Annotated in this window: 21 protein-coding genes and 1 pseudogene; 16 read left to right on the top strand and 6 right to left on the bottom strand. The window is 71.6% G+C overall.

Annotation, left to right across the window (positions count from 1 at the left end; genetic code table 11):
* Nucleotides 1–28 precede the first annotated feature (28 nt).
* Nucleotides 29–763: an SDR family oxidoreductase gene (locus tag ACIPUC_RS16040; RefSeq protein ID WP_446589953.1), complete on the bottom strand. Its 735-nt coding sequence runs from the start codon at nt 761–763 to the stop codon at nt 29–31.
* Between the two features lie 49 nt (nt 764–812).
* Nucleotides 813–2,261 carry an MFS transporter gene (locus ACIPUC_RS16045; protein ID WP_446589954.1) on the bottom strand — a complete coding sequence of 483 codons (1,449 nt, stop codon included), beginning with the start codon at nt 2,259–2,261 and terminating at the stop codon, nt 813–815.
* A 56-nt stretch (nt 2,262–2,317) separates the two neighbouring features.
* Between ACIPUC_RS16045 and ACIPUC_RS16050 the strand changes: the two genes are divergently transcribed.
* Together ACIPUC_RS16050 and ACIPUC_RS16055 are read left to right on the top strand one after the other, a co-directional pair.
* The gene (locus tag ACIPUC_RS16050) at nt 2,318–3,316 is read left to right on the top strand and encodes an ArsR family transcriptional regulator (RefSeq protein WP_446589955.1); all 999 of its coding nucleotides are present in this window, start codon (nt 2,318–2,320) and stop codon (nt 3,314–3,316) included.
* A 120-nt stretch (nt 3,317–3,436) separates the two neighbouring features.
* Nucleotides 3,437–4,057 (top strand): dihydrofolate reductase family protein, encoded by a 621-nt coding sequence (locus ACIPUC_RS16055; protein WP_446589957.1) that lies wholly within the window; start codon nt 3,437–3,439, stop codon nt 4,055–4,057.
* A gap of 49 nt (nt 4,058–4,106) precedes the next feature.
* Here the strand turns inward: ACIPUC_RS16055 and ACIPUC_RS16060 are convergent, their stop codons facing one another.
* Complete coding sequence (locus ACIPUC_RS16060; RefSeq protein ID WP_446589958.1) at nt 4,107–4,475, bottom strand: hypothetical protein; 369 nt, start codon at nt 4,473–4,475, stop codon at nt 4,107–4,109.
* A gap of 134 nt (nt 4,476–4,609) precedes the next feature.
* On the opposite strand from ACIPUC_RS16060, the gene ACIPUC_RS16065 reads away from it, so the two are divergent.
* The gene (locus ACIPUC_RS16065; protein WP_446589959.1) at nt 4,610–5,548 is read left to right on the top strand and encodes a DMT family transporter; all 939 of its coding nucleotides are present in this window, start codon (nt 4,610–4,612) and stop codon (nt 5,546–5,548) included.
* A 64-nt stretch (nt 5,549–5,612) separates the two neighbouring features.
* Here ACIPUC_RS16065 and ACIPUC_RS16070 read toward each other — a convergent pair whose 3' ends face one another.
* Entirely contained in the window at nt 5,613–6,617 is a 1,005-nt protein-coding gene (locus tag ACIPUC_RS16070; RefSeq protein WP_446589961.1) for a Gfo/Idh/MocA family protein, read from the bottom strand.
* Between the two features lie 139 nt (nt 6,618–6,756).
* Here ACIPUC_RS16070 and ACIPUC_RS16075 point away from each other — a divergent pair, with 139 nt between their 5' ends.
* The 10 genes and pseudogenes from ACIPUC_RS16075 to ACIPUC_RS16120 all read left to right on the top strand — a co-directional run.
* Nucleotides 6,757–7,767 carry a sugar ABC transporter substrate-binding protein gene (locus ACIPUC_RS16075; RefSeq protein WP_446589962.1) on the top strand — a complete coding sequence of 337 codons (1,011 nt, stop codon included), beginning with the start codon at nt 6,757–6,759 and terminating at the stop codon, nt 7,765–7,767.
* Entirely contained in the window at nt 7,764–8,798 is a 1,035-nt protein-coding gene (locus ACIPUC_RS16080; protein ID WP_446589963.1) for an ABC transporter permease, read from the top strand. Before ACIPUC_RS16075 ends, ACIPUC_RS16080 begins: the two co-directional genes overlap by 4 nt.
* Nucleotides 8,768–9,664: an ATP-binding cassette domain-containing protein gene (locus ACIPUC_RS16085; protein WP_446589965.1), complete on the top strand. Its 897-nt coding sequence runs from the start codon at nt 8,768–8,770 to the stop codon at nt 9,662–9,664. Before ACIPUC_RS16080 ends, ACIPUC_RS16085 begins: the two co-directional genes overlap by 31 nt.
* Nucleotides 9,661–10,857, top strand: coding sequence for an ROK family glucokinase (locus ACIPUC_RS16090; protein ID WP_446589966.1), 1,197 nt, complete (start codon nt 9,661–9,663; stop codon nt 10,855–10,857). The genes ACIPUC_RS16085 and ACIPUC_RS16090 overlap by 4 nt, the downstream gene beginning before the upstream one ends.
* A complete protein-coding gene (locus ACIPUC_RS16095; protein ID WP_446589968.1) occupies nt 10,854–11,441 on the top strand; it encodes a hypothetical protein in 588 nt (195 codons plus the stop codon). The genes ACIPUC_RS16090 and ACIPUC_RS16095 overlap by 4 nt, the downstream gene beginning before the upstream one ends.
* Nucleotides 11,442–11,469: 28 nt before the next feature.
* A complete protein-coding gene (locus tag ACIPUC_RS16100) occupies nt 11,470–12,102 on the top strand; it encodes an MBL fold metallo-hydrolase (protein ID WP_446589970.1) in 633 nt (210 codons plus the stop codon).
* A gap of 30 nt (nt 12,103–12,132) precedes the next feature.
* Entirely contained in the window at nt 12,133–12,918 is a 786-nt protein-coding gene (locus ACIPUC_RS16105) for an exodeoxyribonuclease III (protein ID WP_446589972.1), read from the top strand.
* Nucleotides 12,919–12,993: 75 nt separating this feature from the next.
* Nucleotides 12,994–13,434: a DUF6278 family protein gene (locus ACIPUC_RS16110; RefSeq protein WP_446589973.1), complete on the top strand. Its 441-nt coding sequence runs from the start codon at nt 12,994–12,996 to the stop codon at nt 13,432–13,434.
* A gap of 132 nt (nt 13,435–13,566) precedes the next feature.
* On the top strand, nt 13,567–14,310 hold the full coding sequence (locus ACIPUC_RS16115; protein ID WP_446589974.1) for an amino acid ABC transporter ATP-binding protein: 744 nt from the start codon (nt 13,567–13,569) through the stop codon (nt 14,308–14,310).
* A gap of 28 nt (nt 14,311–14,338) precedes the next feature.
* Nucleotides 14,339–14,692, top strand: a pseudogene (locus ACIPUC_RS16120) (transporter substrate-binding domain-containing protein); the annotation flags it as partial.
* A 67-nt stretch (nt 14,693–14,759) separates the two neighbouring features.
* On the opposite strand, the gene ACIPUC_RS16125 reads toward ACIPUC_RS16120, so the two are convergent.
* Both ACIPUC_RS16125 and ACIPUC_RS16130 read right to left on the bottom strand, forming a co-directional pair.
* A complete protein-coding gene (locus ACIPUC_RS16125; RefSeq protein WP_446589975.1) occupies nt 14,760–16,346 on the bottom strand; it encodes a CocE/NonD family hydrolase in 1,587 nt (528 codons plus the stop codon).
* A 156-nt stretch (nt 16,347–16,502) separates the two neighbouring features.
* Nucleotides 16,503–17,666, bottom strand: a complete 1,164-nt coding sequence (locus ACIPUC_RS16130) for an Ig-like domain-containing protein (protein WP_446590435.1) — start codon at nt 17,664–17,666, stop codon at nt 16,503–16,505.
* Nucleotides 17,667–17,916: 250 nt separating this feature from the next.
* On the opposite strand from ACIPUC_RS16130, the gene ACIPUC_RS16135 reads away from it, so the two are divergent.
* From ACIPUC_RS16135 to ACIPUC_RS16145, 3 genes are read left to right on the top strand one after another with little or no spacing between them, the layout of a single operon-like run.
* Nucleotides 17,917–19,077: a lipid II:glycine glycyltransferase FemX gene (locus tag ACIPUC_RS16135; RefSeq protein WP_446589977.1), complete on the top strand. Its 1,161-nt coding sequence runs from the start codon at nt 17,917–17,919 to the stop codon at nt 19,075–19,077.
* Nucleotides 19,074–20,732 (top strand): murein biosynthesis integral membrane protein MurJ, encoded by a 1,659-nt coding sequence (gene murJ / locus ACIPUC_RS16140; protein WP_446589978.1) that lies wholly within the window; start codon nt 19,074–19,076, stop codon nt 20,730–20,732. The genes ACIPUC_RS16135 and murJ overlap by 4 nt, the downstream gene beginning before the upstream one ends.
* 39 nt (nt 20,733–20,771) lie before the next feature.
* Nucleotides 20,772–21,455, top strand: a complete 684-nt coding sequence (locus ACIPUC_RS16145; protein WP_446589980.1) for a response regulator — start codon at nt 20,772–20,774, stop codon at nt 21,453–21,455.
* Nucleotides 21,456–21,457: the final 2 nt, after the last annotated feature.

Consider the following 21,457-nt stretch of genomic DNA (forward strand, 5'->3'; position numbering starts at 1 on the left):
GGACCTGCCCGCACGCCCGGCCGGAGGGCTACGCGGCGTGGCCGCCGTCCACCGCGAACTCGGCGCCCGTCGCGTACGCGGAGTCCGGCCCCGCGAGGAAGGACACCACGGCCGCGACCTCCTGCGCGGTGCCGAAGCGCCCGAGGGCGGTCATCGCCGCCTGCGGGCCGGCGTACGGACCGTCCGCCGGGTTCATGTCGGTGTCCACCGGTCCGGGGTGGACGATGTTCGCCGTGATCCCGCGCTCCCCCAACTCCCGGGCGAGAGCCTTCGTCAGCCCGATCAGCGCCGACTTGCTCATCGCGTAGAGGGTGCCGCCGGGAGCGGGCACCCGCTGGGTCATGCAGGTGCCGATGGTGATGATCCGGCCGCCCTGCCGCATCCGTCCGGCCGCCGCCTGCGCCATGAGGAACACCCCGCGTACGTTGACCGCCAGTACCCGGTCCACGTCGGCCGGGCCCAGCTCCGCCAGCGGCCCGAGCACGCCCACCCCCGCGTTGTTCACCAGCACGTCGAGCCGCCCGAACTCCCGCACCGTCCGCTCCGCCGCCAGGGCGGCGGCGGCAGGATCCCCGGCATCGGCCCGCACGGCGATCGCGCGCCGCCCGAGCGCCTCGATCTTCCCGACGACCCCGGCCGCCGCCTCCGCGTCGCTGACGTAGGTGATCACGACGTCGGCCCCGTCCTCGGCCAGCCGCACCGCACTCGCCGCTCCGATCCCGCGGCTGCCACCGGTCACCAGGGCCACCGTGTTCTCGTTCATGCTTCTTCCTCCCTTGTTGGTTGCGACTTCAATGAAATCGCCGGGAGGCCTACGGGGCTGGCAGGAATCCGACCGGGCGTTTTGCGGCCCGCACCCGGCGGACGGAGTCGGCGGCGGGAGCCGTCAGCAGCGCCAGCAGCAGGCAGACTCCGAGCCAGCCGCCGTGTCGGTAGAGCTGCAGGCCGAGCCAGGATCCCGCGCTGCCGCCCAGGTAGACGCACGTCATGTAGGCGGTGTTCAGCGCGCTGCGGGAGTCGCCGCGCAGGGCGTAGAAGCGGGCCTGGTTGGCGATCATGCCGCACTGCATGGCGGTGTCCAGCAGCAGTGTCCCGAGGAGGAGCGCGACGAGCCCCGCGGTACCGCCCCGGGCGCCGACGGCGAGGACGGCCGCGGCGGCGAGCGTGGCGAGGAAGCAGGTCAGGTTGACCGGGTCCGGGCCGTGGCGGTCCACGATCCGGCCGGCCACCGGGGTGCACGCCATGGTGATCGCCCCGGTGAGCGCCACGAGCCCGAGCGCCTGCGGGCCGAAACCGTAGAGCGGGCCGGTGAGGAGCAGTGCCAGGCAGGTCCAGACGGCGGAGAACCCGCCGAAGAGGGCCGCCTGGTAGCCGGCGGAGCGGCGCAGTTCGGGCTCGGCGCGCAGCAGCCGCAGCGGCTGGACCGGCAGCGAGCGGAGGCGTACCCGAGGTGAGGCGCTGGCGGGGGTGGGCGGGGTGGCGGGCGTGGCGGGGGTGACGGACGTGGTGGCGGTGGCGCGCAGCGCACGGGCCAGCACCACCGTGAGGCACAGCACCACGAGCCCGGCCACCAGGTAGGGGGCCCGCCACCCGAACCGCTCACCGAGCGCACCGCCGAAGGTGCGGGCCAGGAGCATGCCGCCGATGGAGCCGCTGAGCAGCGTCCCCATCACCGCGCCGCGCCGCCCCTCGGCGACCAGGCCGACCGTCATCGGGCCGATGAGCTGGGCGGACGTGGTCGTCACGCCGACCAGGGCGCTGGCGGCGACGAGTTGGGTCAGGCTGCGGGCCAGGGCGGCGGCGAGCAGGGCCGCCCCGCTCGCCGCGAGCAGGGTGACGAGGAGGCGGCGGTAGGGCAGCCGGTCGCCGAGGGGGACCAGCAGGAAGATGCCCGCGGTGTAGCCGATCTGCGTGGCGGTGACCACCACGGCAGCCTTGTCGGGCGAGGTGCCCAGACCGGCGGCGACCAGCGGGCTGACGGCCTGTGGGAAGTAGATGTTGCCGACGGCGACCGCGCAGGTCAGCGCGAGGAGCGCGATCAGGCGCCGATCGAGCGTGGTCGGCGCCGTGGACGCCGGCGCCGGCGGGGCGGCCGGTGTCCCCGAGGCGGCCGGCGTCGCCGGTGTCCCCGAGGCCGCTGGTGCTGCCGGTGCCGCCGAGGCCGCTGCCGGCGCCGCCCTGGCTGCAGGGCCCGCCGGGGCTGTTGGCGGCTTCCGCTCGCTGCGGGCCCGGTCGGCCGCCGCGACTGCTCTCTCTGTCATGCCCGGCAGTCCAGCCCACCGGACCACCCCCGCCAATGGATGTAGCCTCGGGCTTAATGATCAGCTTCGGGCTCGATGCCGACGACCTCGCGGACACCCGCTTCGCCCTGTCCCCGCTCCAGGACACCGTGCTGAGCCTGCGCGTCCTGCGCGAGCCGGGCCTGTCCGCGATCCACACCCCCTGGCGCCGCTCGGTGGTCCCACGCCTCGGTGGCCTCGACACGGCACTCCTCACCTCGCTGGTCGCGCAACGCCGCACGCTGCCCGACTTCCTGAGCCCCCGCCCCCAGCGGTTCTCCGCCACCTTCGCCGAGGAACTGGCCGTCGTACGCCGCACGCCGGCAGGCATCGTGCGCCGCGACCTGCTGGACGCGCACGCCCCCGACCCGCTGCCCGCGCCGCTGCACGCGGCGACCGCCGACGACGAGGGTGCGGTCATCACCCTGCGCGACACCATCTGCGAGCTGCTCCACGCGTACTGGACCCTCGCGATCAAGCCGGCCTGGCCGGCGATACGGCTCGTCCTCGAAGCCGACATGACCTACCGGGCCCGGCAGCTCGCCGTCGGCGGCGCCCGGCGGCTGTTCGCCGACATGCACCCCCACCTGCACTGGGACGACGGAACCCTGCACATCGACAACGTCCTCGGGGACTTCCACATCCCGGCCGCCGGCCGCGGACTGCTCCTGATCCCCTCCGTCTTCGCCCACAAGCCCGCCCCACCCGTCACCGCCGACCAGCCACCCGCCCTGGCCTATCCCAGCAGGGGCGTGGCCACCCTGTGGTACGCCCCGCGCCCTCCCGACGCCACCGCGCTCGGCAAACTCCTCGGCGCACCCAAGGCCGCGCTCCTCGCCCTCCTCGACGGCCCCCTGCCCACCGTCGAGATCGCCCGCCGCCTCCAGGTCACCCCCAGCGCCGTCTCCCAGCACCTGGCGGTCCTCCACAGCACGGGCCTGGTCACCCGCGCCCGCGACGGCCGCCACGTCCTCTACCGCCGCACTCCCCTCGGCGACCAGCTCCTGAGCCCCGGCGGCCCCACCGAAGGCCGGTGACCGGTGCGGGCGGGTGATCGTGGGAGCGGCCCGCGCGTTTCCGCGTGGCGGAGCGATGAGAATCCGGGGGAGCGGGAGTCTGAATCTGCGTAAGGACGATCGAGCCAGGAGCGCAGAGTCATGGGCAAGCTGACCCTCACCACCTTTCTGACCCTCGACGGCGTGATGCAGGCGCCCGGCGGGCCCGAGGAGGACACCAGCGGCGGGTTCGCGTACGGAGGCTGGGTGGTGCCGTACGCCGACGAGGGCATGGGGGAGTTCGTCAACGAGGTCTTCGAGCGGGCCGGGGCGTTTCTGCTCGGGCGCCGGACGTACGACATCTTCGCGGCGTACTGGCCGGAGCACGACGACCCCGCCGACCCCGTCCCGAACAAGCTGAACAGGCTGCCGAAGTACGTCGCCTCGACCACCCTGAAGGAACCGTCCTGGGGGCCGGCCACCGTGATCGACGGGGAGCACCTGCAGAGCGAGATCGTCCGCGTCAAGGACGCGCTGGACGGGGAGCTCCAGGTGCACGGCAGCGGGCAGCTCGCGCAGTGGCTGCTGGCCCGGGACCTCGTGGACGAGCTCAACCTGCAGGTCTTCCCGGTGTTCCTGGGAGCGGGGCGGCGGCTGTTCCCGACCGGCGGGCTGCCGACGGCCTTCGAGCTGACCGGCTCCCGTACGACGTCCAGCGGCATCGCCATCCACACCTACCGGACGAAGGGGCGCGCGACCTTCGGCACCTTCCTCGACACCTGAGCGGCGTCTGCCGCGGCCCGGCAAACCTGCCGGGCCGGCACCAGGCCGTCTAGCGCGGGTCCAGCGCCAGCTGGACCACGCGGCGCTCGCGCAGGACCAGCAGGTCCGGGGACTCGTGCTCGTAGTGGCGGATCCGGCCGACCGGGCCCGGCGGGCGGATGTGGGGTGCGAGGAGCAGCAGCAGGTCCTCGAGGTCCGGTAGCTGCTCGGCATGAATCTCCTGGCGGCTGGTCAGGGCCCAGCCGCCGCGGTCGTCCGGCCCGAAATCGCCGACGAGCATGCCGCCGACGCGCCGCGCCGGGCCCCGGGTCCCGAGGAGTCCCTCCGGCGCCAGTTGGCGCCGGAGCTCCGCGACCACGGCGTCCGGGGTGGTTTCGACGAGGTCGAAGGCCAGGTCCAGGGCGTAGAGATCAGCCATGTCCCCGATGCTACGGGGCCGGTCCGACAGGACCGCAAAGGGGTCGACCGGCATGATCGGCTCCGGTACGGTGAGCCCGCACGCGTGCGAGCCGCCGAAGTCTCCACTCATTTCGGACCGTTGGAGACCGCCCGGTGACCGTGACCTCGCCCGCCCTCGAAGCCCGGAACGGCAACGCCCCCGGCAGCGGCCCCCGCCGCGCCGCCTGGCTCGCCGACCTGCCCGTCCTGGCCGTCGCCGTCGTCTGGGGCGGCAGCTACCTCGCCGCCAAGGGCATCACCACCACCCAGACCGTGATCGGCGTACTCGTCCTGCGCTTCGCGCTCGTGCTGCCCGTGCTGGTCGTCGCCGGGTGGCGCCGGCTGCGCGCGCTGACCCCCGCCCAGCTGCGCGGCGCCGGGCTGCTGGGCCTGGTCCTCGGCGGGATCTTCCTGCTGGAGACCTACGGGGTCGTCCACACCTCCGCCACCAACGCCGGGCTGATCATCAGCCTGACCATGATCTTCACACCGCTCGCCGAGGCGGCCGTGCAGCGGCGCAAGCCCTCGGGCGCGTTCCTCACCGCCGCCGCGGTCTCCGTCGCGGGGGTCGTCCTGCTCACCCAGGGCGGGGGACTCACCGCGCCCAGCCCGGGCGACCTGCTCATCCTCTGCGCCGCCCTCGCCCGCACGCTGCACGTCCTGCTCATGGCCCGGGTCAAGGCCGTCCAAGGCGCCGACCCGCTCTCCCTCACCACCGTCCAGCTCGGCGGCGCCGTCCTCGTCTTCGCGGTCCTGGCCGCAGTGCCCGGTACCGGGGACAGCCCGTGGGCCGCGGCCGCCGGGTTCGGGGCCGCCGAGTGGGCGGGGCTGGTCTTCCTCTCCGTCCTGTGCACGCTCTTCGCCTTCTTCGTGCAGATGTGGGCCGTCCGCCGCACCTCGCCCTCCCGCGTCAGCCTGCTGCTCGGCACCGAGCCGCTGTGGGCGGCCGCCGCCGGCATCGCCATCGGCGGCGAGCACCTCGGCCCCCTCGGCATCGCCGGCGCCGCCCTCGTGCTCGCCGGTACGGCATGGGGCCGCCGCACCGTCGGCTGATTGTCCGAAACCGCTCCCCATCCAGGGCGAACAGCGGCCCTAAGGTGGCCCGATGGCCACCCGCTCACCGATCCGGGAGCTCCTCCAGCCGGACCCGGCGCCCCTCGCGGCGCGAGAGCTCGCACGCCTCCGCGACCCGGAACGCGGCGAGCGCCTCCCGGCCGTCGCAGGGGTTCGGGCCCTCGCCGCGGACCAGCCGTACGAAGGCCGCCAGCTCCGCCTCGTACGCGGGGCCGAACCGCTCGAGGAACCCCGTCCACGGCTTGCTCGCCGGCGGCGGGCCATGCGGCTCGGTCGAGGCGATCGGCGTACGGTCGTCCAGCCCGGCGGAGACCTGGTCCAGCTCCCCGGCCAGCTCCATCCGCACGTCGTACCCGGCGCCGTTGCACCGCGTACCGGTCGCGGTGACCAGCGTCCCGTCGTCCAGCATGAGCACGGCCGCCGCGGTGTCGATGTCGCCCGCCTCCCGGAACTGCGCCGGACCCGCGTCCGACCCGGCCGCGAACACCTCGGCCACCTCGTGCCCGGTGACCCAGCGGACCATGTCGAAGTCGTGCACCAGGCAGTCCCGGTACAGCCCGCCGGAGGTCGCCAGGTACGCCGCGGGCGGCGGAGCCGGATCGGCCGTCATGGTCCGTACGGTGTGCAGCCGGCCCAGGGCGCCCGAGCGGACCAGCTCCCGGGCCGTGCGGTAGCCCGCGTCGAAGCGGCGCATGAAGCCCACCTGGAGCACGCCGCCGGCGGCGTCCACCTCGCGCAGCACGGCCAGGTTCCGGGCCAGGTCCGGGGCCAGCGGCTTCTCGCAGAACACCGGCAGCCCGCCGCGCACCGCCCGAACCGCCAGCTCCGCGTGCCCCTCCGTCGCGCAGGCCACGACCACCGCGTCCACGCCCCAGGTGAAGACCTGCTCCACGGAGGGCGCGGCGGTGGCCCCGAGCCGGTTGGCCAGCCGCGCCGCCCGCGCGGGATCGGCGTCGGCGAGCAGGAGCGAGCCCGCCTCCGGGTTGCGGGCCAGTGCCGCCGCGTGGAAGGACCCGATCCGGCCCGTCCCGATGAGCCCGATGCGCATGCACTCAACCTGACCCCGTACGGGGGACCTGTCAATCTGCCCGGGCATGCCCCGATGAGCCTGCATGGTCCACTGTGGCGGATACTGAGCGGCTGGAACCGGAATGACCGAATTGGTGACGAGGGAAGGGCACGGCGACGTGGCTAGGGTTCGGACAGGGGTACGCGTCGTGGGCGCCGTGCTCGCGGCGGTACTGGGAGCTTCGCTCGCGGGCTGCAGCAGTACGGGCGGCAAGCGTGCCGAGGAGCGGGCTAAGGCCGCCGAGGCGGGCCGGCCGGCCGTCTCCACCCCGCGCTGGACCTTCGCGATGGTCACGCACGCGGGCGACGGCGACACCTTCTGGGACATCGTCCAGAAGGGCGCCAAGGAGGCCGCGGCGAAGGACAACATCAACTTCGTCTACTCCCACGACGACCAGGCGCAGCAGCAGGCGCAGTTCGTGCAGAACGCCATCGACCAGAAGGTCGACGGGATCATCGTGAGCCTGGCCAAGCCGGAGGCGCTCAAGGACGTCATCGGCAAGGCCGTCAAGGCCGGCATCCCGGTGGTCACGGTCAACTCCGGATCCGCCCAGTCCGCCGAGTACGGAGCGCTCACCCACATCGGCCAGGACGAGACGATCGCGGGCGAGGCGGTCGGCACCGAGCTGGGCAAGCGCGGCCGCAAGAGAGCCGTCTGCGTCCTGCACGAGCAGGGCAACGTGGGCCACGAGCAGCGCTGCGCCGGGGCGAAGAAGACCTTCTCCGGCACCATGGAGAACCTGTACGTGGAGGGCACCAACATGCCGTCCGTGCAGGCCGCCATCCAGGCGAAGCTCCAGGCGGACCCGAGCGTCGACTCGATCCTGACGCTCGGCGCCCCCTTCGCCCCCACCGCGGTCAAGGCCAAGGAGGCCGCCGCCAGCAAGGCCGAGGTGGACACCTTCGACCTCAACGAGTCCGTGGCCCGCGACCTGAAGTCGGGGGCCCTCGGGTTCGCCGTCGACCAGCAGCCCTACCTGCAGGGGTACGAGGCGGTCGACCTGCTGTGGCTCTACCGCTACAACGGGGACACGCTCGGCGGCGGCCGTCCGGTGCTCACCGGACCGCAGATCGTCACCGGCGCCGAGGCCGCCGAGCTGGAGGACTTCATCAGGCGGGGCAGCCGATGAGCACGTCCGCCGCCGCCGTGGACGAACGGCTCGCGCCCACCTCCGTGGTCCGCAGACTGCTGGGCCGCCCGGAGCTGGGTGCCGTCGTCGGCGCCGCCGCCGTCTTCGTCTTCTTCTCCTTCGCCGCCGACAGCTTCCTGCGGGCGTCCAGCCTCAGCACGGTCCTGTATTCCGCCTCCACCATCGGGATCATGGCCGTCCCGGTGGCCCTGCTGATGATCGGCGGCGAGTTCGACCTCTCCGCCGGTGTCATGGTCACCACCTCGGCGCTGCTGAGCTCGATGTTCAGCTACCAGATGACCGCCAACGTGTGGGTCGGCGTCCTGGTGTCCTTGGCCGTCACCCTGGCCGTCGGCTTCTTCAACGGCTTCATGCTGACCCGTACCAAACTGCCCAGCTTCATCATCACGCTCGGCACCTTCCTGATGCTGACCGGCCTGAACCTCGGCTTCACCAAGCTGATCAGCGGCTCGGTCTCCACCAAGACCATCGCCGACATGGAGGGCTTCTCCTCCGCGCGCGCCCTCTTCGCCTCGCAGTGGAACGTCGGCTCGGTCACCCTGAAGGTCACCATCCTGTGGTGGCTGGCCCTGGTCGCCGTGGCCACCTGGATCCTGCTGCGCACCCGCGCCGGAAACTGGATCTTCGCGGTGGGCGGCGGCGCCGACGCGGCCCGCGCCACCGGCGTCCCCGTCGTGAAGACCCGGATCGGCCTCTACATGGGCGTCGCCCTGTGCGCCTGGATCTCCGGACAGCACATCCTGTTCTCGTTCGACGTGGTCCAGTCGGGCGAGGGCGTCGGCAACGAGTTCCTGTACATCATCGCGGCCGTCATCGGCGGCTGTCTGATGACCGGCGGCTACGGCTCCGCCATCGGCTCGGCGGTCGGCGCCTTCATCTTCGGCATGACGAGCAACGGCATCGTCTACGCCCAGTGGAACCCGGACTGGTTCAAGTTCTTCCTCGGCGCGATGCTGCTGCTCGCGACGCTGCTCAACGCATGGGTCCGCAAGCGGGCGGAGGCGAAGTGACCACCACAGTGTCCGATGCGAGGGGCGCGGCTTCCCTGGTGAAGCTGACCGGCGTCAGCAAGTACTACGGCAACATCCGCGCCCTCCAAGGGGTCTCCCTGGAGGTCTCGGCGGGCGAGATCACCTGCGTGCTGGGCGACAACGGCGCCGGCAAGTCCACCCTCATCAAGATCATCGCGGGCCTGCACCAGCACGACGCCGGCTCCTTCGAGATCGAGGGCGAGGAGACCGTGCTCGCCAACCCCCGCGCGGCCCTCGACCGCGGCATCGCCACCGTCTACCAGGACCTCGCCGTCGTCCCCCTGATGCCGGTCTGGCGCAACTTCTTCCTCGGTTCCGAGCCGACGAAGGGCCGCGGCCCCCTCCGCCGCCTGGACGTGGAGTTCATGCGCGAGACCACCCGCGCCGAGCTGCTCCGCATGGGCATCGACCTGCGCGACGTGGACCAGCCCATCGGCACCCTGTCCGGCGGCGAGCGGCAGTGCGTGGCCATCGCCCGGGCCGTCTACTTCGGGGCGAAGGTCCTCGTCCTCGACGAGCCCACCGCCGCGCTCGGCGTGAAGCAGTCCGGCGTGGTCCTCAAGTACGTCGCCGCCGCCCGCGACGCGGGCCTCGGCGTGGTGCTGATCACCCACAACCCGCACCACGCCCACCTCGTCGGAGACCGGTTCGTGCTGCTCAAGCGCGGCACCATGGCGGGCAGCCACACGCGCGACTCGATCACCCTGGACGAGCTCACCCGCCAGATGGCGGGCGGCTCCGAGCTCGACGAACTGAGCCACGAACTGGAGCGAGTGGCAGAATCAGGTCCGGACACCGCGTCCGGCCCCCTTTCCGACGCCGACAGGAACGACACGACTCGATGAGCACGTACCGGGACTTCACGCTCGCCCACCGGGGGTCGGCGCGAGGCACCGTCCTGCGGACCATCGGGAGCCGTGAGCGCCGGTCGCACCTGACCGCCCCGCGGGTCCCGACCGTCGGCATCGACATCGGCGGCACCAAGGTGATGGCCGGGGTCGTCGATGCCGACGGCGTCATCCTGGAGAAGATCCGCACCGAGACCCCGGACAAGTCCAAGAGCCCCAAGGTCGTCGAGGACACCATCGTCGAGCTGGTGCTGGACCTCTCCGACCGGCACGACGTGCACGCCGTGGGGATCGGGGCGGCCGGCTGGGTCGACGCCGACCGCTCCCGCGTCCTGTTCGCGCCCCACCTGGCCTGGCGCGACGAGCCGCTGCGCGACGCGCTCCAGTCCCGGCTCGTGGTCCCGGTCATGGTCGACAACGATGCCAACACCGCTGCCTGGGCGGAATGGCGCTTCGGAGCCGGGCGGGGCGAGGACCACCTCGTCATGATCACCCTCGGCACCGGTATCGGCGGGGCCATCCTCGAGGGCGGCCAGGTCAAGCGCGGCCGGTACGGGGTCGCCGGCGAGTTCGGCCACATGCAGGTCGTCCCCGGCGGGCACCGCTGCCCCTGCGGCAACCGCGGCTGCTGGGAGCAGTACAGCTCCGGCAACGCCCTGGTCCGCGAGGCCCGCGAGCTGGCCGCCGCCGACTCGCCGGTCGCGCACAACATCATCGCCAGGGTCGGCGGGAACGTCTCCGAGATCACCGGGCCGCTCATCACCGAGCTGGCCCGCGAGGGCGACGCCATGTGCGTCGAGCTGCTCCAGGACATCGGCCAGTGGCTCGGCGTGGGCATCGCCAACCTGGCCGCCGCCCTCGACCCCGCCTGCTTCGTCATCGGCGGTGGCGTCAGCGCGGCCGACGACCTGCTGATCGGCCCCGCCCGCGACGCATTCCGCCGCCACCTCACGGGCCGCGGCTACCGTCCCGAGGCGCGGATCGCCAAGGCCGAGCTCGGCCCCGAGGCCGGTATGGTCGGTGCCGCCGACCTGGCCCGGCTCGTCGCCCGCCGCTTCCGGCGCGCCACCCGCCGCCGCGTCGAGCGCTACGAACGGTACGAGCGCTACGCGCAGCAGCTGGGCCGGCGCGCCCCCGGCCCCACGGACGCCACGGACGCCACGGACCCCAAGGACACGGAGCAGCAGTGACCCCGCCCTCCCTGCCCCGCCAGGCCGCTGCCCCCGACGGGGGCGGCCCGCCGCCCGCCGCCGAGGACCGCAGGCACGTCGTCAAGCGCCGCTGGATCACCGCGATCATCATCCTGCTGCTGGTCGGCGTACCCGCGGGCTACCTGGCCATCTCCACCCAGCAGAGCCGAGAGAGCGGCCGTGACAAGGCCGCCAGGGTCGGCGCGTCCAAGGTGCGTCCGGGCTGGCCCTCCAGGGTGCAGCGCAGCATCTACGAGGTCCCCATCCCGCCGAAGGCCTGGCGGGTCGGGTTCCTGGAGACCAACAACTGGCGCACGAGCCGGCTGTTCACCCAGTTCGCCGTGACCCCGGAGGACCTGGACGGCTTCCTCGCCGACATCGGCACCAGCCGGGAGGAGCTGACTCCCGGGGTATCGATCTCCGAGCACGACACCTCCGTCGCGGGATGGGACTGGAAGCCCGGGACCGAGTGGCTCGGGACCACCCTCGAACAGGACGACCCGAGGCCCACCCGGGACATCACCGTCGACCTCACGGACCCCAAGGTCTCCAAGGTGTACGTGGTCTCCTCGACCACCCCCTGAGCGCCCCGCCGGCGGCTAGCCTGAGATCATGAAGCTCACCAAGCGGCTGCATTCCTGTGTCCAGCTGGAGAAGGACGGGCGCACGCTCGTCATCGACCCGGGCGCCTTCAGCGAACCGGACGCGGGCCTGGGGGCGGACGCCCTGCTGGTCACGCACGAGCACCCCGACCACTTCGACGAGGGCCGGCTGCGCGCCGCCCTCGAAGCCGATCCGGCCGCCGAGCTGTGGACCCTGCGCAGCGTCGCCGACCGGATCGCCCCCGCCTACCCGGGCCGGGTGCACACCGTGGGCCACGGCGACACCTTCAGCGCCGCCGGATTCGAGGTCCAGGTGCACGGCGAGCTGCACGCCGTGATCCACCCGGACATGCCGCGGATCACCAACGTCGGGTACCTCGTCGACGGTTCGCTCTTCCACCCCGGAGACGCGCTGACCGTGCCCGGGGCGCCGGTGGACACCCTGATGGTCCCGGTGCACGCCCCCTGGAACAAGGTCGCCGAGGTGATCGACTACCTCCGCGAGGTCAAGCCGCGGCGGGCCATCGACATCCACGACGCCTACCTCGCCGACATCGCGCGGCCCATCTACGACATGGCCCTGGACACCCTCGGCGGCACCGACCACGGCCGGCTCTCCGCGGGCGACACCACCGACCTGTGACTGTCGGTGCCGGGCGGTAGGTTGGGACGCATGCGTATCGCCACGTTCAACGTCAACTCCATCACCGCCCGGCTGCCGCGCCTGCTGGCCTGGCTGGAGGCCTCCGGCACGGACGTCCTGTGCGTCCAGGAGACCAAGTGCTCCGCGGAGCAGTTCCCGCACGCGGAGCTGCGCGAGCTCGGCTACGAGTCGGCCGTCAACGCCACCGGGCGGTGGAACGGCGTCGCCCTCGTCTCCAAGGCCGGCCTGGACGACGTGGTCATGGGCCTGCCCGACGGGCCCGACTACGAGGGCGTCCAGGAGCCCCGCGCGATCTCCGCCACCTGCGGCGGGGTGCGCCTCTGGTCGGTGTACGTGCCCAACGGCCGCGAGGTCGAGCACGACCACTACGGCTACAAGCTGAACTGGTTCCGCTCGCTGACCACCGCCGTCGCCGAGGACGCGGCCGGCCCGCGCCCCTTCGCGGTGCTCGGCGACTTCAACGTGGCCCCGACCGACGAGGACGTGTACGACCCGGCGGTCTTCGCGGGCCTCACCCACGTCACCCCCGCCGAGCGGGCCGCCCTGGAGGCGCTGCGGGCGGCCGGGCTCTCCGACGTGCTGCCCCGGCCCCTCAAGTACGACCGGCCGTACACGTACTGGGACTACCGCCAGCTCGCCTTCCCCAAGAACCGGGGCATGCGCATCGACCTGGTGTACGGGAACGAGCCCTTCGCCAAGGCCGTCACCGATGCCTACGTCGACCGCGAGGAGCGCAAGGGCAAGGGAGCGTCGGACCACGCGCCGGTCGTCGTCGACCTGGACCTCGACCGCTAGTCCCGGTCGCAGCACTAGGACCGCTCCAGGCGCGCCCTGTGGCCAGCGGCGGGTCCTGGTGCGACGCTGGGCGGTATGAACATCCCTTTCCTGGACAACTGGCTGAACCGGCACGAAACGGAGCGGGCCGCGGGTCTTGCCGCCGCCCTGGCCGATGATCCCGAGGGCATCGCCGAGTTGTTCTCGGAGTGTGAGATGCTGCGCGTCCAGGCGAGGGCGGCCGGACTCGAACTCGACGAGACCCAGGTCTCGTTGGAAGCGCTCGACCAGCTGATGCCGCGCTGGCGGCGGGATCCGGAGATCGTGCCGTGGCTCGGCAACGACGCGGGCTTCTACCTCGGGACCGTGATCATCCGCACCATCCCGGGGACGGCCTGGCAGGTGTGGCCGAACGGCCAGCCGGTGATCCGGCTGGCCTCGGGCCGCGAGCTGAACGTGATCGAGTCCGGGGTGTCCTGGGCGATGACCGGATCCCCCGAGCTCAGCCAGGCGTACGCCGAGGCCTCCGAAGGCTGATCGCCGTAGAGGCGCATGCGGCGAGGTTTATGCGACGTTTATGTCCTTTTAGGCGTGTCGAGGTGAAGTGCCCTTCCTGGGCTGGATAGTTTGCGCAGACCTCGACACACCGACAAATGGGCAGGGCAGCGCATGGTCGTCGATCCGTTGATCGAGCTGCGGGACGTCAACAAACACTTCGGGACGCTTCACGTCCTGCAGGACATCAACCTCACCGTCGGCCGCGGGGAGGTGGTGGTGATCATCGGCCCCTCCGGCTCCGGGAAATCGACCCTGTGCCGGGCGATCAACCGGCTGGAGACCATCGAATCGGGCACCATCCTCATCGACGGGGAGCCGCTGCCCGCAGAGGGCAAGGATCTGGCGAGGCTGCGGGCCGAGGTCGGGATGGTGTTCCAGTCCTTCAACCTCTTCGCCCACAAGACCGTCCTCGCCAACGTCTCCCTCGCCCAGGTGAAGGTCCGCGGGCGCAAGAGGGAAGAGGCGGACAAGCGCTCCCGGGAGCTGCTGGAGCGCGTCGGCCTCGCCGACCAGGCCGCCAAGTACCCCGCGCAGCTCTCCGGCGGGCAGCAGCAGCGCGTGGCCATCGCCCGCGCCCTCGCCATGAACCCCAAGGCCCTGCTCTTCGACGAGCCCACCTCCGCGCTCGACCCGGAGATGATCAACGAGGTGCTGGAGGTGATGCAGCAGCTCGCCGCCGAGGGCATGACCATGGTCGTGGTCACCCACGAGATGGGCTTCGCCCGCTCCGCCGCCAACAGCGTCGTGTTCATGGCCGACGGCAGGATCGTCGAGAACCGGACCCCGGAGGAGTTCTTCACGGCTCCCGAGAGCGCCCGGGCGAAGGACTTCCTCTCCAAGATCCTGAAGCATTGAGGGGGCCCGTCCGATGATCTCGATGCCAGAGGACCTGCCCGTGCACCAGGTCGACACGGCGTTCCGGCTGCCCGACTCGCGCACCTGGGAGAAGGCCGGGCGCCGCGGCCGCCTCGTGGTCGGCGCCAAGGAGGACCAGCCGTACATGGGGGAGAAGGACCCGTCCGGCGGCCGCTACTGCGGCTTCGACATCGAGATCGCGAAGATGACGGCGGCCTCGCTCGGGTTCGACCCCGGGACCATCCGGTTCAGGACGATCGCCTCCGCCAACTGCGAGACGGTCCTGCAGAACGGCCAGATCGACCACTGCGCCGGCACCTACACCATCAACGACAACCGCAAGAAGCAGGTCGGCTTCGCCGGCCCCTGCTTCATGGCCGGAGGAGTGGTACGGCCGGGCCGGGAGTAGCCCCGAGGGGGAGCCCTCCCAGCCCGGCAGCAGCCGTGGATCACTGCTCGCGCAGCGGCACCGAGACGTAACTGGGATCGGTGGCCGGCGAGGAGAAGGTCAGCTGTGCGCCGGTGGGGTTGTGCTCGATGTAGAGCGGGTCGACCGTGTCGATGACAAGGGCGAGCCGATGGCCCTCGGGCACGTCGTAGGCGGTGGAGAAGAGCTCCAGGTCCACCCCGAAGGCCTGCCCGGGGGTCTTGCCGTGGAAGGTGTACGGGGCGTTGCTGACGAGCTTGCCGATGCCGAGCGGGCCGACGTCGTAGAGGTAGGCGACGAAGGTGCCGTCGCCCTTGGTGGGCGTGACGGTGGTGTGCAGTTCCACGGTGCCGCGGATGCGGCGCGGCTCGTCGTAGCGTCCGGACTGCCAGACGGCGGCGAAGGCGCGGGGGAGGAGCGGGATCGAGGCGGTCGGGGGTGCCTGGGCGAGCTGGTCGAGGATGCTGGAGAGGAAGATGATGCCGCCGTTGGCGCCGGAGTCCACGTTGGCGAAGAGGTGCTCGCTGTCGGAGAGCGCGAGCTTCTCGGTGCCGGCCGCGCCGACCGACTTCCAGTCCGCGTAGCCCTCGTAGCCGTTGTTGCTGCGGGACTTGAGCTGCACCGGGGCCTCGGTGTCCACCCCGTTGCGCTCGCCCTTGAGGTAGCGGTCGAACCAGCGGTGGGCGTTGGTCCAGGTGTCGTTGGGCAGGCCGAGCAGTCCGGTGGCCTCGGCGGTGGCGTGGTCGCCGGGGCGGAACTCCAAGCGCTTGGGGCCGGTCAGCCGCTCGAAGAACCTCGCGTACTGGTTCGGCGGGAAGATGGTGTCGCCCCAGGCGTTGCCCAGCATGATCGCGGCGCCGTTGGCGTTGATCCGGTCCACCTGCTCGGACGCGGAGCGCTTCTTGCCCCACTCGATCATCTGCTGCTCGCGGTCCAGCCGGGATCCGAGGAAGTCGCCGAGGATCGACTGGAGTTCCGGACCGGGGCGGCCGGTGAGGTAGCCGGCGGCGCCGAGCATGCCCGCGGCCTGGAGGTGCTGGGTGCGGCCGGAGTAGATGGAGTCGATGAGGTCGGCCCAGCCGCTCATCGCGACCACGGCCTTGATCCGCGGGTCGTGCGCGGAGGCCAGCAGGCTGATGCCCGCGCCGTACGAGACCCCGCCGAGGCCGATGTGGTCCGCATCGGCGGCGGTGTGGGCCAGGGCCCAGTCGATGACGGCCGAGACGTCCGCGACGTCCGGGGGGCCGGCGACCTCGATCTGCCCGCCGGAGAGCCAGAAGCCGCGGGAGGTGTAACTGACCACGACATAGCCGGAGTCGGCGAGCTTCTTGGCCTGGGCGATGTATTCGATCTGCGGCATGCCCCAGCTCGTGGGCAGCACGATCAACGGGTACTTCGCGCCTGCCACGGCGCCCGACGGGGCGAACACGTTGCCCTTGAGGGTGATGCCGCCGGAGCCGGGGATGTCGTGGAAGCTCAGCTCCGAAGAGGCGTCGGCGGTGACCGCCGCGGTGGTGGCGGGAGCCGCCTGGGCCTGGTGGGGGGCCAGGCCCAGGGCGGCTGCCGCCAGCAGGGCTGCCACGGCTGCGGCGGTGGTGGTGCGTTCCATCGATCACTCCTCGCGTGCGCCGGGGTTGTCAAAGTGACCCGACGGTAACGGGAGTGGATTACCGAAGGTAACCCGTGAGTAAGTTACGCGCTGGTAACGATTGATTCGTGTCAGCAGGCAGGCCGGCCGTTTCGGGAGCCCGGCCGCCTTGGGGGCTCAGCCGTTCTGGGGGGCGCCGGATGCGGCGCTCTTGGCCTTCCACTGGTCCCAGGACAGGTTCCACTCGCCGTATCCGTTGCCGATGTCCGCGTTGCCCTTCGAGCCGCCGCCGACGACCTCGAAGGGGTCGCCGATCTGGGACTGGGCGAAGAAGTCCTTGGCGTCGGCGTCGCTCATCCCCACGCAGCCGGAACTGGTGTTGGCGCGGCCGAAGTTGCCGGAGTTCCACGGTGCGGCGTGCGCGTACATGCCGGACCAGGTGAGCCGCATCGAGTAGTCGACCATCTTGTCGTAGGCGTCGTCCAGGCCCACCGTCTGGGAGTCCATCCGGATGGTGCCCTCCTTGGTCATGATCACCATCTTCCCGGACCAGGACGCCTTCTTGCCGCCCGGAGTGCCGGCCGAGATCGGGATCGTCTTGAGCGCCTGGCCGTCCTGCGTCACCGACATCTTCTTCGTGTCGAGGCTGACCTCGATCCGGCGATCCTTGCCGATCTTGAACTCGGTGTTGTAGTCACGGGCGAACAGCCCGCCGCCCTTGCCGGAGTCCACGCCGTTCAGGTTCATCTCGACCTTCACGTCGGTGCCGGACTTCCAGTACTCCTTGGGCCGCCAGTCGACGCGGTCGTTGCCGGAGTAGTCCTTGATCCAGCCCCAGGAGCCCTCGGTGTTGTCCGAGGTGGTGACCTTGAGCTGCTTCTCCACCTCGGCCTTGTTCGCCACCGGGTTGTCGAAGACGAGCGACACCGGCATGGCCACGCCCACCGTGCTGCCCTTGGGTATGTTGATCGAGACCTTGTTCACCTTGTCCGCGGCGGAGGTCTTGAACTGCGTCGAGGCGCTCTGGCTCTCGGTGTTCTGCGCTTCCACCTTGTACTCCGCGCCGGGCGCGGCATTGCGCTCAGAGGTCCAGGTCTTCCCGTCGTCGGATATCTTCCCGGGCAGCTCCGCCCCCTTGGCGTCGGTCACCTTCACCTGGGCCAGCTTGCCCTCGGCGATCGTCACCGTGACGGGCTCGCCCGCCTTCACCTGCTCGCCCGTGAGGTTGACCGAGACCGCCATGTCCGCCTTCGGCTTCAACTCGGCCTTGCCGGTCGCACCGCCCCCGCTCCCGCCCGAGCATGCGGTCAGCGCGGCGGCCAGAAGTGCGGTGCTCGCCATGGCGGTACGGCGTATGCGGCTCAACGAAGGTCCCTTCGAGTAGCGGGAAATAATGACCGTTCGCAAACGTAGATGCGAATGGGGCGACTCTAGGTTGCGCAATCCGCAGAAAAGATCGTGCCTTCGGTTGTGACATGGACCGCAGCGAAACGGTCATCGTCCGGTCACAATCGCCGCGCACTTCGGTCATGGACGGCTGTGAGAGTCCTGTGCATCCCAGTCGCCGGACGCACAGGAAGGCCGATCAGCCATGTGTGCACTGCTCGTGACCACCCAGCAGGACCAGGACCAGGAGCTCCGGGTGCGCGCCCTGTCCGTCGCCGAATACCAGGAGTTCCTTTCCCGGCACCGCCGGGCCAGCTTTCTCCAGTACCCCTCATGGGCCCGGGTAAAGGACCTTTGGCGCTCGGAAAGGGTCGGATGGCACTACCCCGACGGGACGCTCGCCGGTGCCGGACTCGTTCTCTACCGCCAATTCCCCGGCACCCGGAAATACTTCGCCTACCTCCCCGAGGGACCCGTCGCCGACTGGGCCGACCCGCACATCGACCGCTGGCTGAACCCGCTCCTGCGCCACCTGAGGGCGGCCGGAGCCTTCGCCGTCCGCATCGGCCCCACCCCCGCCTACCGGCGCTGGGACGCGGCGGGCGTCAAGTCCGCCACCGGGCCCGGCCGGCAGATCTCCGACGTCCTCGCCACCGAGGTGGACCCGGTCGGCGCCGCCCTCGCCGACCGGCTGCGCACCCGCGGCTGGAAGCGCTGCGGCGGCGAGGACGACGGAGACGCCCAGCCCCGCCACGTCTTCCGGGTCCCCCTCGCCGGCCGCACCCTCGACGAGCTGTGGTCCGGCCTGAACCAGGAGTGGCGCCGCAACGTGCGCAAGGCCGCCAAGTCCGGAGTGGAGACGGTCGTCGGCAGCGCCGCCGACCTGCCCGAGTTCTACCGGCTGCTGCGGATCACCGAGGAGCGCGACGGCTTCCGGCTCGGCCGCTCCCTGTCGTACTACCAGAAGCAGTACGAGGCACTCAACTCCGAGGAACCCGGCCGCATGCGGCTCTACCTGGGCATACACCAGGGCGAGATACTCGCCGCGCACACGATGGTCGTCGCCGGGAACCGCGTCTGGTACCAGACCGGCGCCTCCGCCGACCACCGGCGCGACGTGCGGCCCAGCAACGCCCTGCAGTGGCGCATGATGTGCGACGCACACGCCCTCGGAGCGGACGAGTACGACATGCGCGGGGTACCCTCCACCCTCGACCCCGACGAACGCTCGTTCGGACTGCTGCGCTGGAAGCTCGGCACCGGCGGACAGGTCGTCGAGACGCTCGGAGAGTGGGAGAGACCGATGGACGGATACGCCAACACGGCGCTCTACAAGGCGTTCCAGGCCTACATGGCCCGCCGGTGACGTCCGCCACCGACACCAGACCGGCCACCGAGGGCGCCGGCACCAGCGCCGCACCGCAGAAGACCTCGGTCCTGCGCAGCGGCGCGCTCATGGCGGCCGGCTCGATCGTCTCCCGCGCCACCGGCTTCGTCCGCTCCGCCGTCGTCGTCGCCGCGCTGGGCACCGGACTGCTCGGCGACAGCTACGCCGTCGCCAACACCGTCCCGAACATCCTGTACATGCTGCTCATCGGCGGCGCCCTCAACGCCGTCTTCGTACCCGAGCTGGTCCGCGCCGCCAAGGAGCACCGGGACGGCGGCGCCGCCTACACCGACCGGCTGCTGACCGCCTGCACCGTGGCGCTCGTGGTGCTCACCGCCGTCGCCGTACTGGCCACCCCGCTGATCGTCGGCGCGTACACCCCCTCGTACACGGGGGCCCAGCAGAGCACCACCGTCGCCCTGGCCCGCTTCTGCCTCCCGCAGATCCTCTTCTACGGGCTCTTCACCCTGCTCGGCCAGGTCCTGAACGCCCGAGGGCGGTTCGGCGCGATGATGTGGACCCCCGTCCTCAACAACGTCGTGGTCATCGCCGTCTTCGGGCTGTTCCTCTTCGTCTCCCACGATGCGGCCGGCGGCCTCACCGCCGCCGAGACCCGGCTGCTGGGCCTCGGCACCACCGCCGGCATCGTCATCCAGGCCCTCGCCCTGGTCCCCTCGCTGCGCGCCGCCCGCTTCCGCTGGCGCCCCCGCTTCGACTGGCGCGGCAGCGGCCTCACCCGCCCGCTGCGCAACGCGGGCTGGCTGGTCCTGCTCGTGTTCACCAACCAGATCGCCTACTGGGTCGTGACCCGGCTCTCCACCACCGTCGGAGACCTCGCGGGCGGCGCGGGCTACGCCGCCTACAGCAACGCCTACCAGCTGTGGGTCGTCCCCCAGGGCATCATCACCGTCTCCCTCGTCACCGCCCTGATGCCCCGGATGAGCTCCGCCGCGAGCGACGGCGACCTCGCGGGCCTGCGCAAGGACGTCTCGTACGCGCTGCGCTCCAGCGCCGCGCTCGTCGTCCCCGCCGCCGCGCTCTTCGCCGCCCTCGCCCCCTGGGTGATCGGCGCCGTCTTCGGGTACGGGCGCACCGGCGCAGCCGACGTCGAAGCCATGGCGGGCATGCTGATCGCCTTCGCCCCCGGCCTGATCGCCTACTCCGCGCAGTACGTGCTCTCCCGCGGCTTCTACGCCCTCTCCGACACCCGCACCCCGTTCTTCCTGAACCTGGTGATCGTCGCGCTGAACGCCGGGCTGTCGTACGCCGCCTACCACCTGCTGCCCCTGCGCTGGGCCGTGACCGGCATGGCGGGGGCCTCCTCGGTCGCCTTCACTGCGGGCGCCGCCGTCACCGCGTACGCCCTCGCGCGGCGGCTCGGCCCCCGCGCGGGCACCCGCACCGAACGGCGCGCCACCGCCGTACGCACGCACCTGCGGCTGCTGGCCGCCTGCGCACCGGCGGCCGCCGCCGGGTACGCTGCGGCCCGCGCCGCCGACCGGTTCGGCGACTTCGCCGCGGTCGGAGCGGGAACCGCCGCACTGCTGCTCGTCGTCGTCCTCCTCGCCGGGCCGCTGCGCCTGACGGAGATCACCGACCAGCTCGGCTCCCTGCGGCGCAGGATCGGCCGTTAGCCGGAGGCGAGCCATGAACCACCTTGGGATACTGACCGGATGCCACGCGTACTGCTGATCGAGGACGACCCTTCCATCCGGGAGGGCGTGGGCCTCGGCCTGCGCCGCCGCGGCCACGAGGTGAGCGCCGCGGAGACCGGCGAGGCGGGGCTCGAGCTGATGGCGGGCTTCCGCCCCGAGCTGGTGCTGCTCGACCTGATGCTGCCGGGGATCAACGGCGTGCAGGTCTGCCGCCGGATCCGCGAGACCAGCGAGGTGCCGATCATCATGCTCACGGCGCGCGGCGACGACTTCGACATAGTCATCGGCCTTGAGGCCGGCGCCGACGACTACATCGTCAAACCCGCCCGCACCGAGGTCATAGAGGCCCGGGTGAAAGCCGTGCTGCGCCGCCTCAGCACCCCGGCCGGCAGCCGCCCCGAGGTCGAGCACCACGGCGAACTGGCCATCGACCGCGCCGGCCTGACCGTCGCCAAGAACGGCGAGCGCGTCCCCCTCGCGCCCAGCGAGCTCAAGCTCCTGCTGCACCTGTCGTCCTCTCCCGAACAGGTCTTCTCCCGCCAGCAGCTCCTCGAGTACGTCTGGGACCACAGCTACCACGCCGACGCCCGGCTGGTGGACGCCTGCGTACGCCGGCTGCGCCACAAGGTCGAGGACCCCGACCGCAGCCCCCGCTACATCCAGACCGTGCGCGGCTTCGGCTACCGCTTCGGCCCCCTGTAGGC

The sequence above is a fragment of the Streptomyces sp. LARHCF249 genome, from assembly GCF_052871255.1.